10 protein-coding genes and 1 pseudogene are annotated in these 12,849 nt (G+C 40.3%); 6 read left to right on the forward strand and 5 right to left on the reverse strand.

Translation table 11 applies throughout. The features are described from left to right. Positions 1-62 precede the first annotated feature (62 nt). Positions 63-464: an Hsp20/alpha crystallin family protein gene (locus NSQ49_RS01785; RefSeq protein WP_251283781.1), complete on the forward strand. Its 402-nt coding sequence runs from the start codon at positions 63-65 to the stop codon at positions 462-464. 94 nt (positions 465-558) lie between these two features. Here the strand turns inward: NSQ49_RS01785 and NSQ49_RS01790 are convergent. After that, positions 559-741: pseudogene (locus NSQ49_RS01790) on the reverse strand (Rdx family protein); the annotation flags it as partial. A 167-nt stretch (positions 742-908) separates the two neighbouring features. Between NSQ49_RS01790 and NSQ49_RS01795 the strand changes: the two are divergent. Continuing rightward, a complete protein-coding gene (locus NSQ49_RS01795; protein ID WP_251283780.1) occupies positions 909-1,649 on the forward strand; it encodes an arylamine N-acetyltransferase family protein in 741 nt (246 codons plus the stop codon). Between the two features lie 34 nt (positions 1,650-1,683). Here the strand turns inward: NSQ49_RS01795 and NSQ49_RS01800 are convergent, their stop codons facing one another. Both NSQ49_RS01800 and NSQ49_RS01805 read right to left on the reverse strand, forming a co-directional pair. Next, positions 1,684-2,628 (reverse strand): L-threonine 3-dehydrogenase, encoded by a 945-nt coding sequence (locus NSQ49_RS01800; RefSeq protein ID WP_251283779.1) that lies wholly within the window; start codon positions 2,626-2,628, stop codon positions 1,684-1,686. A gap of 56 nt (positions 2,629-2,684) precedes the next feature. Then, entirely contained in the window at positions 2,685-3,875 is a 1,191-nt protein-coding gene (locus tag NSQ49_RS01805; RefSeq protein WP_159867250.1) for a glycine C-acetyltransferase, read from the reverse strand. A gap of 339 nt (positions 3,876-4,214) precedes the next feature. Here NSQ49_RS01805 and arcA point away from each other — a divergent pair, with 339 nt between their 5' ends. From arcA to NSQ49_RS01825, 4 genes are all read left to right on the forward strand, one after another. Then, entirely contained in the window at positions 4,215-5,450 is a 1,236-nt protein-coding gene (gene arcA, locus NSQ49_RS01810; RefSeq protein WP_159867247.1) for an arginine deiminase, read from the forward strand. Positions 5,451-5,724: 274 nt separating this feature from the next. Then, entirely contained in the window at positions 5,725-7,182 is a 1,458-nt protein-coding gene (gene katA / locus NSQ49_RS01815) for a catalase KatA (protein WP_251283778.1), read from the forward strand. An 843-nt stretch (positions 7,183-8,025) separates the two neighbouring features. Continuing rightward, positions 8,026-9,579, forward strand: coding sequence for an ABC-F family ATP-binding cassette domain-containing protein (locus NSQ49_RS01820; RefSeq protein WP_159869429.1), 1,554 nt, complete (start codon positions 8,026-8,028; stop codon positions 9,577-9,579). A 294-nt stretch (positions 9,580-9,873) separates the two neighbouring features. Beyond that, a complete protein-coding gene (locus tag NSQ49_RS01825; RefSeq protein WP_251283777.1) occupies positions 9,874-10,728 on the forward strand; it encodes a DegV family protein in 855 nt (284 codons plus the stop codon). Positions 10,729-10,759: 31 nt separating this feature from the next. On the opposite strand, the gene NSQ49_RS01830 is transcribed toward NSQ49_RS01825, so the two are convergent. Further along, on the reverse strand, positions 10,760-11,914 hold the full coding sequence (locus NSQ49_RS01830) for a homogentisate 1,2-dioxygenase (RefSeq protein ID WP_159869423.1): 1,155 nt from the start codon (positions 11,912-11,914) through the stop codon (positions 10,760-10,762). Positions 11,915-11,923: 9 nt separating this feature from the next. Next, complete coding sequence (locus NSQ49_RS01835) at positions 11,924-12,847, reverse strand: fumarylacetoacetate hydrolase family protein (protein ID WP_159869420.1); 924 nt, start codon at positions 12,845-12,847, stop codon at positions 11,924-11,926. Positions 12,848-12,849 lie beyond the last annotated feature (2 nt).

Here is a 12,849-nt window from a genome sequence, read left to right on the forward strand (position 1 = left end):
TATCATTTTTCACTATTTTGCATGTAATGAATACTATAGAATGAAACAAGGGGGTTTTGAATTTGAACAAAAAGGAAGAACTCCATCCGTTTAATTTGGCTGAATTGGAAAAATGGATGGAGGATTTTTACCTGGACCCGCTTTCCTCGTATTTGGATCAGATCACATTCCGCATCGACTTATACGACACGGAGGCGCAGATAATCGTTGAGGCCCTTTTAACGGGATGTGCATCTAAAGATGTAACCGTTTCCTTAAAAGAAGACAGCGTAATCATCAAGGCTGCTAAAATATATGACACAGAAGTAAGCCTGCGATGCCAGCCGTGCATGCGAAAAGTTAAGCTTCCTTTCTCAGTTATAAATAAAAAGGTAAGTGCAGATTTTGCAAATGAGGTATTAGAGATTTTCATAAATAAAAATGAAGCGGGTCCGGGATGCAATAGAGATATAATCATCAATTGAAATACTGAGAATGAGGTAGCCTTTTACCCTTTGTTTACATAATATTGTTATGGTTCAGAAAAAAACCTTCTCCGCTTGGAGAAGGTTTGGCAGTTTATCCCTGCATCTTTTCAATAATGGCATTCGTTTTTGGAAAAATGCCAGTATCAAGCTTAGAATATAGCTTAACTCCATTTACTGTCACTTCAAAAGCTCCGCCCTTACTTGGAACCAGTTCCATTTTTGTGATTTCAGAGCGAAAATGTGTGAAGAGTTCTTCCGCGAAACTCGCGGCTTTTGGTGCATAGTTTCACATCATGCAAAATTCAACAGTTACTTCGTAAGTCATATTTTTTAACCCCCGTGTGTAATTTGCTAAAATGTTAATATAATGACATTTTAGTATAACTGCTTCCTTACTGCAAACTGGTTTTTTCTAAACCAATAATAATATGGAGTGATCTTATGGATACAAAAAAATACTTAAAACGCATTGGCGTATCGGATGAACGTGAACTGGGGCTTGAATTTTTGAAAGAACTTCAGAGCAGTCATATGCACAATATTCCTTTTGAGAATTTGGATGTAACTAGAAAAATTCCCATTGTGCTTGACACGAATGTGTTTTATGAAAAAATTCTCGAAAGAAGCCGGGGAGGCTTTTGCTATGAATTAAACGGTCTTTTTCAGCAGCTTCTGTCAGAACTTGGATTTTATTCGCATCTTATATCTTGCACTGTCAAAAAGCCGAATGGATGGGTCAGAGAAGATTCCCATGCAGCCATATTGGTTTATCTAAACCGAGTTCCTTATTTAGTGGATGTTGGATTTGGAGATTCTGTCAGGCAGCCATTGCCATTAACAGGTGAGGAAAAAACAGATGTAAGCGGAACTTACAGGATCAGAGTGGCGGGAGGTATATATGATCTTCAAAGGCTCGAAAATGATGAATGGAGAATTCTTTACCGTTTTTCAGATAAGCCAAGGCAGCTGATTGATTTTGATGATGCCTGTTCTTTCAATCAGACTTCACCTGAATCCCATTTTACACATGGTGACCTTGCTACTATTGCGACAAAGAAAGGCCGTGTTACGCTCTCAGGATTAACAGTCACCAAATCTGAAGAAGGCACAAAAGAAAAATATGAACTAACCCAGGAGGAAAAAGAGGCGTTTCTCCGTGAACATTTCAATATTAAATTATAAAAGGGACAGCCAGCCGCTGTCCCTTTTTACTTTATCATAATTTAGTTCTTAATTTATCAAGCATGTCAGCAGTCATTTTAGCTAAATCAAAGTCAGCTTTAAATCCCCACTCTTCTTTAGCGGCAGAAGCATCAATTGAATTCGGCCAGCTGTCTGCAATCGACTGGCGCACAGGATCCACTTTATATGAAATTTCAAATCCAGGAATATGCTTTCTGATCTCAGCTGCAATCTGTTCAGGTTCAAAACTCATGGCAGTTACATTAAAGGAGTTGCGGTGGATCAGTTTATCTGCATCAGCTTCCATTAAATCAACAATGGCATTTAACGCATCAGGCATATACATCATATCCATATATGTGCCCTTGTCGATGTATGATGTGTAGCGGCCATTTGTTATGGCTTCATAATAAATCTCAACTGCGTAATCAGTCGTTCCGCCCCCTGGAGGAGTTACATAGGAAATTAACCCAGGAAACCTTAAGCCTCTAGTATCCACGCCAAACTTGTGATAGTAATAATCTGAAAGCAATTCGCCTGCAACCTTATTCACTCCATACATCGTAGTTGGGCGGTGAATAGTATCCTGTGGAGTGTTGTCTTTAGGCGTTGAAGGCCCAAATGCGCCAATGGAGCTTGGCGTAAAGAATTGTGCATTGCACTCTCTTGCAGTTTCAAGTGCATTCATTAACCCGCCCATATTTAAATTCCATGCAAATACAGGGTTAGCCTCAGCTGTAGCCGATAATAGAGCAGCCATATGAATAACTGTATCTACATTATACTTCTTAGCTGTATCCAGCATTGATTTTGCATCTGTAACGTCAACCATTTCAAATGGTCCTGAATTGGCAGCCTCAGAGTCATTTTTTCTGATGTCTGTTGCAATAACATTATCCGTTCCATAGATTTCTCTTAATTTCAAGGTTAGTTCAGAGCCGATTTGACCTAAAGCTCCAGTTATCATAATCCGTTTCATCATATTCCTCCAACGTTTCCTCTTTGCCTTAATTGTGTTTCTATATCTAAACGAACTTAAATAATACCCATTTCCCTGCCAACTCTTTCATAAATTGCAATGGCCTGATCCAGCATTTCTTTCGTATGCGCTGCAGATGGCATGTTTCTGACACGGCCAGTTCCCCTAGGGACAGTCGGGAAGACGATTGATTTTGCATAAACGCCTTCTTCATTGAGCTTTTTGCTGAATTCCTGTGTTTTTACTTCATCCCCAACAATACATGGAGTAATTGGTGTTTCGCTGTCGCCAATATCAAAGCCTAATTTTTGCAGCCCGTCCTTAAGGTAGTTGGCATTTTCCCATAGCTTTTCATTCAGTTCTGTGCTTTCCATTAGCAGTTCAATAGCTTTCGTGCTTGCTGCAACATCTGCAGGTGTTAAAGATGTGGAGAATAGGAATGGTCTGCTGCGTACTTTCAGCCAATCAATCAAATCTTTTTTACCGGCAACATATCCCCCAACAACTCCAATCGCTTTTGAAAGTGTGCCGATTTGGAAATCGATTTTGTCGGAAAGGCCGAAGTGCTTAACAGTGCCTGCTCCTTTTCCAAGAACACCCGAACCATGGGCATCATCCACATAAGTGATGAGATCGAACTCTTCTGCAATTTCTACAATCTCTGGAAGTTTTGCTACATCCCCATCCATCGAGAAGACACCGTCCGTAATAACCATAATTTTGTTATATAATCCGGATTCTTTCGCTTCCTTTGCTTTTGCTCTTAAATCTTCCATATCAGAATGGTTTACACGAATAATCTTCGCTTTGGATAAACGGCATCCGTCAATAATGGAGGCATGATTCAGCTCATCAGACAAAATGGCATCATTTTTATCCATGACAGCAGAAATAGCTGCCATGTTACAATTAAATCCAGACTGGTATGCAATAGCTGCTTCTGTATGTTTGAACTCAGCCAGTTTTTCTTCAAGCTTTGTGTGAAGTTCAAGCGTTCCATTTATTGTACGGACCGCACCTGCTCCAACCCCATATTTTTCAATTGCTTCATTTGCGGCCTTTTTTAGTCTTTCATCAGTTGCCAAGCCAAGATAGTTATTGGATGAAAGGTTGATTAGTTCTCTTCCGCTGATTTTAATTGTAGGTCCATTTGGGCTCTCAAGAGGATCGATTACGTTGTAAAGTCCTCTATCTTTTAAATCCTCCAGGTTTTCCTGTAAAAAAGCATCTAAAATTTTGCTGGTCATATCAGTATCCCCCAGTACATTTTTATTGAATGTCGCCAACTCATATACAACTGTATTTTTAGAGTGGACATTATTTCATTAAACAAATACAGCTATGTAAAGGTTTTTTCAATTAATACTTTAACACATTTTTTTAATTTGTACACTTATGAAGGACAGATTTTCTATTAGAATTTCAATAATCAGTTTCCCCTATTATTCCGAAAAAATTTACTGCATATTAAGCGCGATTGTATAAATATACACCTAATTGATCTGTTTACTCTATGACTGCACAGGGAACCAATCATAAATAGAACAATAGGTCAGGCTGATAAGCCTTTGGAGGTATTTATTATAATGAAACATCCGTTAAATGTAACTTCAGAAATAGGAGAATTAAAGACGGTCCTTCTGCATAGGCCGGGTAAGGAAATAGAAAATCTCACACCCCAATATTTGAAAAGACTTTTATTCGATGACATTCCATTTTTGCCTGCCATTCAAAAAGAACATGATTATTTCGCCAATATTTTAAGCAACCGCGGAATTGAAGTCTTATATCTCGATAAATTAATGACAGAATCCATACAGGAAGACGAGCCAAGATTGGCGTTTATTGAAAAGGTCTTAAGGGAAAGTCTGGAAAATATTAATGGATCCTACGAAACAGTGAAAGAGTTTCTCTTATCTCTTTCGCCTGATGAACTGGTTAAGAAAGTGATGGCTGGTGTTGTTAAATCGGATATTGATCAGGATAAGAAAATTCATCTTCATGAAATGATGCCGGACCATTACCCTTTTTATCTGGACCCGATGCCGAACCTCTATTTTACACGGGATCCGGCTGCGGTTATAGGTGAGGGCATTACGATTAATCGAATGCATGAGCCTGCCAGGAGAAGGGAATCCATTTTTATGGACTGCATCATGAATCATCACCCGCGTTTTAATAAACATGAGATTCCTGCTTACTTTAAGCGTGATGATTTGTACTCTCTTGAAGGCGGAGATGAGCTGATTTTAAGTGAAGAAGTGGTCGCCATCGGTGTTAGTGCAAGAACTTCTGCACAAGGGATTGAAAAACTTGCACGGGAGTTATTCTCCCGACAGGATGCCATTAAAAAGGTTGTGGCAGTTGAAATCCCTAAGATTCGCGCATTCATGCACCTGGATACAGTTTTCACTATGATTGATCATGATAAATTCACCTACCACCCTGCTATTGAAGACAGAGATGGCAGTATGAAGATTTACATCCTGGAACAGGAGAATAATTCTGATAGGCTTAGAATAACAGAGAAAAACTCACTAAAAGAAACATTGAAAGAAGTGCTTCATCTTAATGAATTGGTGTTAATCCCTTGTGGAGGTGGCTGCCCGATTGCATCGGCTCGTGAACAATGGAACGACGGCTCCAATACACTCGCAATTTCTCCTGGTGTTGTTGTGACATACGATCGAAACTATGTCTCAAACGACGTCCTCCGGCAGAATGGGGTTGAAGTCATCGAAATTCTCAGCTCAGAGCTTTCAAGAGGCCGTGGCGGCCCAAGATGCATGAGCATGCCAATCATAAGGGAAAATATCAGCTAAAAAAACGGGCGGTCCAAACCGTCCGTTTTTTTGTGTTTCAGTTCCCCTCCTCCCTCTCCCCTCTTTCGAAAAACAGGTTCTTTTAGGAAAAAACGAAAATATAAATATAGTAACGCCTTTTCAAACAAGCTTTCTGCTGCCTTTATTAAAGCGTATATTTCCTAATAACTTATATTTATTTATAATTATTATAAAAAAGTATTGATTTTACTTTGAGAAGTGTTATCATTGAGATCATAAGCAAGTTATTAAACTTTTATGAGGTGATTTTTGAATGACAATAAAGAATAATCTGACTACAAGCTGGGGCGCGCCGGTTGGCGACAATCAAAATTCAATGACTGCAGGCTCAAGAGGGCCAACACTGATTCAGGATGTACACCTGCTGGAAAAACTCGCCCATTTTAATAGAGAACGTGTGCCCGAGCGTGTTGTTCATGCTAAAGGTGCCGGTGCACATGGTTATTTTGAAGTTACAAATGACCTCACTAAATATACTAAAGCTGCATTTCTATCAAAGGTAGGTAAGAAAACGCCTTTGTTTGTCCGTTTTTCAACTGTTGCGGGTGAACTGGGCTCTGCTGATACAGTACGCGATCCGCGCGGCTTTGCTGTTAAGTTCTATACAGAAGAAGGAAACTACGATCTTGTAGGAAACAACACGCCTGTATTCTTTATTAGGGATGCCATCAAGTTCCCTGACTTTATTCATACACAGAAGCGTGATCCTAAGACACATCTGAAAAACCCGACTGCTGTTTGGGATTTCTGGTCCTTGTCACCAGAATCACTTCATCAGGTAACCATCTTAATGTCCGACCGCGGTATTCCTGCAACTTTAAGACATATGCATGGTTTTGGAAGCCATACCTTCAAGTGGGTTAATGATAAAGGCGAAGGCGTCTGGGTGAAATATCACTTTAAAACAGAGCAAGGTATTAAAAACCTCAGTCCTGAAGCTGCAGCTAAAATAGCTGGCGAAAATCCGGACTACCATACGGAAGACTTATTCAATGCAATTGAGAATGGAGACTACCCTTCCTGGAAGCTTTGTGTACAAATTATGCCTCTTGAGGATGCAAATACGTACCGTTTCGACCCGTTCGATGTCACCAAAGTATGGTCACAAAAAGATTACCCATTAATCGAAGTAGGACGTATGGTTCTCAATAGAAATCCCGAAAACTACTTTGCTGAAGTAGAGCAGGCAACCTTCTCACCTGGAACTCTGGTACCCGGAATTGATGTGTCGCCTGATAAAATGCTTCAGGGCCGTCTGTTTGCCTACCATGATGCACACCGCTACCGCGTAGGTGCAAACCATCAGATGCTGCCAATCAACCGTCCTAAAAATGAAGTGCAAAACTATCAGCGTGACGGCCAGATGCGCTTTGACAACAACGGCGGCGGTTCTGTTTATTACGAGCCAAACAGCTTTGGAGGACCAACAGAAGCACCTGAGCATAAGCAGGCTGCATACCCTGTATCCGGTTTAGCTGAAAGCGTTGCATATGATCATAATGACCACTACACACAAGCCGGTGATCTATACCGTTTAATGAGTGAAGAGGAACGCTCTCGTCTTGTGGCAAACATTGTTGCAGCCATGAAGCCAGTAGAAAAAGAAGAAATTAAGATTCGCCAGATTCAGCATTTCTTTAAAGCGGATCCTGATTATGGCACACGAATTGCTAAAGGTCTTGGCCTTGCAGTTCCCCAAGGGGTTAAGTGAACAATAAATATCAAAGGGTGCCAATAATCTAATTGGCACCCTTTTTTAGGTGAAGGTGTTATTGTCCCACCTGCTTGCTGATCCCCAACACTCCTTCCGCCATAGCCATCCTGATTAGTCCCATGTTATCCTGGATCAAGTCTGGTTTGTCCCCTGCCCATTTCAGTTAAGAGGAGGAATAATGAATCAGCAGCAATAAACGGACGATATCATGAATCTTTATGATTATGATAATGATGGCTTTTTTCTGTGGTTAAATAATTAAGAAGACTGTTATCGTAAAGTTTGTTGTTTTATCATAACTTTGTATAATTTGCTGGGTTGATCTTCGCTGTGGGCATTTGATCCTCGAAAATGCTGACGCATTTTCTTCGTGCGGTGTTCATTCGAAGGAGCTTATTCAATGTCCTGCGGGAGGAGAGGGAAGTGTGAGCCCCCGCATGCGAAGCCGAGGAGGCTCGCATTCCTCTCCGCGGAAAGCAAGTGCCTGGAGCGGAATTCAACGGGCCCAATTCATAAACAAAAAAACAAATATCTTTTAACAAAGAGCCGCTAAGAATGGTGCGAGGATATAAAAACGACCAATCACGGTTCCCTGATTTGTAAATTCCGTTTTATTACATGGAATTATTTGGATTCCCTAAGTTTAGCAGGATTCTTCTCGGTTATTTTATTGCCATAAAATCAATATTCAGCATTAATATAGATCTTATTAAGATTGAACAAACTTCATTTTTATTCCAGAAATTGAAGTGGATTTATCACAAGATATAACTTTAGATAGAAAAAACAGTCTAAATCTAGTAAGATATCCACATGGAATATTAGATAAGGGGTAAAAAAATGAGCGTATTAAATGTACAAAATTTAAGCCACGGTTTTGGTGATCGTGCGATTTTCAATGATGTGTCTTTTCGGCTTTTAAAAGGTGAGCATGTTGGACTGGTAGGGGCAAATGGTGAGGGTAAGTCTACCTTCATGAATATTGTTACCGGTAAGCTGCAGCCTGACGAGGGCAAAGTGGAGTGGTCACGAAAAGTTCGTGTTGGATATTTAGATCAGCATGCTGTCCTGAAAAAAGGCACTACGATGCGTGAGGCTTTGAGCACTGCGTTTCAATATCTTTTTGATGCTGAAGCAGAAATCAATGAACTTTATGCAAAAATGGGTGATGAGGGTGCAGATATCGATGCATTACTCGCAGAAGTTGGAGAGCTGCAAGAAACTTTAGATAGTAATGATTTCTATCAAATTAATTCAAAAGTTGAGGAAGTTGCCCGCGGCCTCGGACTAGACGACGTTGGACTTGATCGTGATATCGATGATCTTAGCGGCGGACAGCGTACCAAGGTTTTACTGGCTAAGCTTTTGCTGGAAAAGCCTGAAATCCTATTACTGGATGAGCCTACAAACTATTTAGATGAACAGCATATCGAATGGCTGAAGCGCTATTTACAGGAATATGAGAATGCATTTATCTTAATTTCTCATGATATTCCATTCTTAAACAGCGTTGTTAACTTGATCTATCACATGGAAAATCAGGAATTGAATCGCTATGTTGGCGACTATGATAACTTCTTAAATGTATATGAAATGAAAAAGCAGCAGCTGGAGGCTGCATACAAGCGTCAACAACAAGAAATTGCCAATTTAAAGGATTTCGTTGCCCGCAACAAGGCAAGTGTTGCAACTCGTAATATGGCGATGTCCCGTCAAAAGAAGCTCGACAAGATGGAAATTATTGAATTGGGGAGAGAAAAGCCGAAGCCGGAGTTTCATTTCAAAGAAGCTCGTGCAGCCAGCAGATGGATTTTCACGACTGAAGATCTTGTTATTGGATACAATGAACCTCTTTCCCGCCCTCTTAATTTGAAAATGGAACGCGGACAAAAAATTGCATTCGTTGGTGCTAACGGTATTGGTAAGTCTACTCTTTTAAAAAGTATCCTCGGATTGATCAATCCTATTTCCGGGAAAGTGGAGCGCGGTGAATATCAATACATCGGTTATTTCGAGCAGGAAGTTAAAGAGTCTAACTACAACACTTGTATTGAAGAAATCTGGAGCGAGTTTCCAAGTATGAATCAGGCTGAAGTTCGTGCTGCTCTTGCAAAGTGCGGACTAACGACGAAACATATTGAAAGTAAAGTGGAAGTCCTTTCAGGCGGCGAAAAAGCAAAAGTTCGATTGTGTAAAATTTTAAATACAGAAACGAATTTATTAATTCTGGACGAACCTACAAACCACTTGGATGTGGATGCAAAAGAAGAATTAAAGCGTGCTTTAAAGGCATATCGCGGAAGTATCCTGATGGTATCCCACGAACCAGATTTCTATCGGGAAATTGCGACCGATATCTGGAATTGTGAGGATTGGACTACGAAAGTTTTTTAATTTCAATTTACAGTTTAAATGTTATAGGTCAATAAATCATACTCCCCTGCCACGCAGGGGAGTTTTCATTTCAGGAGCCCTTTTTACCAGGTTTAAATATTGTTCACAAAAGATTCTTATTTACCTATATATGCTCGATATAGAGGTGTAACTGATATACTCGGCATTTTTCCTATTAATGGATCACAAAAAAGCAATACAGGTAATGGTCTGTTCATGTATAATGAGGGAGTTTTCAATAATGGAAGCGGTTCATTTTATTCTAAAATAATAGACAAAGGAATTAAAACATCTATGACAAAAAAGAAAATTGCCTGGATCACTGACAGCACAGCCTATGTTACTAAGGAGCTGCTGGATCATCCTGACGTTTATGTGGTTCCTCTTTCCATTAGATTCGGTGAGGAGTCCTTCGAAGATGGCATCGATTTAAATACTGATCAGCTGTACAGCCGGATTCGGAATGGGAAAGAAGTTCCTAAAACTTCACAGCCCTCGGCAGGAAAATTTGCTGAACTTTTTGAATCATTGAAGCCTGAATATAATGCTGCTGTTGCTGTTCATGTATCCAGCAGGCTAAGCGGCACGTTAAATAGCTGTATAACGGGAGCAGAATTGGCAGGTTTCCCTATCTTCACAGTCGATTCCAAATGTATGTCTTTTGCCATTACATCATTGATCAATAAAGGATTAAAGCTTGCTGAAAATGATATGCCGGAGCATAAAATTGCTGATATTCTGCAAAGTGAGACAGACAAATCCGAGAACTATATATTGCTGGGAAGCCTTGAGCAATTTTATAAAGGCGGCAGGATGTCAGGAACACAATACCTGCTTGGAAGCATATTAAATATAAAGCCCATTATCCGCATTAACCAGCACGGGGAGTTTGAACTGTTTGATAAAGTTCGTTCAGAAAATAAAGCAATTAAGAGAATGATAGAATTGCTTGAGAATTCATATGAAAACCATACCATTCCTCAGGTTCAAATCATGCATGGAAATGCACCCGACAAAGCGGAGGAACTGGCTGAACAAATACAATTTCATTTTCCGCGCCTCGATATTTTCATTGGTGATATTAGCTCCACTATCGCTGCCCATGCCGGTGAAGGGACTCTGGCCATTATATGGCAAAACGCAAGCTAAAAAGCACTCTCCAAAAGAAAAGTGCTTTTTTCTATTCAACCCATGTAAACATGTAATTTTCATCTTCAATTAGTTTAGCGTTTTTCACCAGTTTTAATGGCTTAAATGTATCAATCATAACAGCAAGCTCAAGTGTTTCCTTTTTCCCGATGCTGGCTTCTGTTTTTCCGGGGTGAGGCCCATGTGGAATACCACTTGGATGAAGCGTAATGGATCCTTCTCTAATCCCTTTCCTGCTCATGAAATTGCCTTCCACATAATATAGAAGCTCATCACTGTTCACATTGCTGTGATAGTAAGGGGCAGGAATGGCATCCGGATGGTAATCATATAATCTGGGAACAAAGGAACACACAACAAAGTTATGTCCTTCAAATGTCTGATGAACCGGCGGAGGCTGATGCACCCTTCCGGTAATCGGTTCAAAGTCTTCTATATTAAAGACCCATGGATACAAATAACCGTCCCAGCCCTCCACATCAAGAGGATGGTGGTTTAGAATGTGAGAATGCAAGTATCCCCTGGTTTTCGTGATAACTTCATATTCTCCTCTTTGATTATATGTTTCCAGTTTCTCCGGTCCCCGGATATCCCGTTCACAGAATGGACTATGTTCAAGCAGCTGCCCATACTCATTCCGATATCTTCTAGGAGTTGTAATTTGGCTGAATGACTCCACCAGGAGCACTTTAGTCAGCTGCTCTTTGTCCGGAATCACCCGATAAATAGTGCCGATAGGAATAATGACATAATCTCCTGGCCGATAGGTTAAAGTTCCGAACATAGTCTCAATTTTACCTGTTCCATAGTGAATATAGAGCATCTCATCCCCATCGCCATTCCGGTAAAAGCTTTTCATCGGCTCTGTAATATTAATGGTGCCTATTAAAAGGTCATCATTCCCGAGCAGATATTCCCTTGCTGACAGTGCATCCCCTTTTTTTTCAATTTGATCTGTAAACAAATGCCTATGCTTTAAGCTGTCCTGATCTTCATACTCAGGAACATATTTTCCCATCAGCTCTGTTCGTGCTACTTCTGTCGGCATATAGTGATGATAAAGAATCGATTGGGTGCCGGAAAAACCTTTTGTCCCCATTACCTGTTCCCTGAATAAGGTTCCATCCGATTTTTTAAATGTCGTATGGCGTTTGTGCGGAATTCTCCCCATTTGGCGATAAAACATATTTCCACCTCACTCATTTGCTATGCGATTTTTTAAAATTCCGAGATTGGCAATCTCAAGCTCAACTTCATCTCCCGGCTTCAGCCAGCGGTGAACATCAGTGCCAAGCTCAAGTATGCAGCCGCTTCCTACTGTTCCAGAGCCGATCATTTCACCTGGGCAGAGGGTTACACCGTCAGAAGCCCGTTCAATCATTTCATAAAAGGAATAATAGATATCCTGCATATTCCCCTCTGATAAAAGAGTTCCATTAACTTTAGCGGTCATGAGAAAATCATACCCATTTTCAACACGGAAATTCTCAAGCTCATCCTTTGTCACGATATACGGTCCGATTGATGAGGCAAAATCTTTCCCTTTAGCTGGACCAAGGCCTACCTTCATTTCTTTTCGCTGAATATCTCTTGCACTCCAGTCATTTAAGATGCAATATCCGAAAATATAATCATCTGCTTCACCAGCTTTTATATCCTTTCCTTCTTTACCGATGATACAGGCAATTTCGAGTTCGTAATCAAGCCATTGGCAATCCTTAGGAGGCGAAATCTCTTCATTCGGCCCCTTAATGCTCAGATGGTTAGAAAAATAAAATACAGGGATTTCATACCATTCGGGAATCATATCAAGTCCGCGGTTGGCTCTTGCCGTTTTTACGTGTTCTTCGAAAGCATAGAAATCCCGAAAGCTTTTTGGATTTGGCAGTGGTGCCATTAATTTAACGTCAGATAAAGGATAAACTCCTCTATCAGTATTCTTCAGTTTAGAGCTTGAAGATAGGTATTCCATAAAAAACTCATGATTTTCAAGAAAATCAAGCATTGTTTTTGGAAGAACACCATTGGTGGCTTCATGCATATCGACCGCATACTCCTCATTCTTCAGCCAGCCAGCTCTTATGGATCCATCAGGTTTTTGAAAGGTTATGAATTTCATAG

The organism is Cytobacillus sp. FSL R5-0377, from assembly GCF_038004385.1.
Lineage (GTDB): Bacteria > Bacillota > Bacilli > Bacillales > Cytobacillaceae > Cytobacillus.

What these genes read in the sequence shown, in the direction of transcription:
- katA (WP_251283778.1), top strand. Translation starts at nt 5,725, where the DNA reads ATGACAATAAAGAATAATCTGACTACAAGCTGGGGCGCGCCGGTTGGC.
- NSQ49_RS01835 (WP_159869420.1), bottom strand. Translation starts at nt 12,847, where the DNA reads ATGAAATTCATAACCTTTCAAAAACCTGATGGATCCATAAGAGCTGGC.
- NSQ49_RS01820 (WP_159869429.1), top strand. Translation starts at nt 8,026, where the DNA reads ATGAGCGTATTAAATGTACAAAATTTAAGCCACGGTTTTGGTGATCGT.
- NSQ49_RS01830 (WP_159869423.1), bottom strand. Translation starts at nt 11,914, where the DNA reads ATGTTTTATCGCCAAATGGGGAGAATTCCGCACAAACGCCATACGACA.
- arcA (WP_159867247.1), top strand. Translation starts at nt 4,215, where the DNA reads ATGAAACATCCGTTAAATGTAACTTCAGAAATAGGAGAATTAAAGACG.
- NSQ49_RS01800 (WP_251283779.1), bottom strand. Translation starts at nt 2,628, where the DNA reads ATGAAACGGATTATGATAACTGGAGCTTTAGGTCAAATCGGCTCTGAA.
- NSQ49_RS01825 (WP_251283777.1), top strand. Translation starts at nt 9,874, where the DNA reads ATGACAAAAAAGAAAATTGCCTGGATCACTGACAGCACAGCCTATGTT.
- NSQ49_RS01805 (WP_159867250.1), bottom strand. Translation starts at nt 3,875, where the DNA reads ATGACCAGCAAAATTTTAGATGCTTTTTTACAGGAAAACCTGGAGGAT.
- NSQ49_RS01795 (WP_251283780.1), top strand. Translation starts at nt 909, where the DNA reads ATGGATACAAAAAAATACTTAAAACGCATTGGCGTATCGGATGAACGT.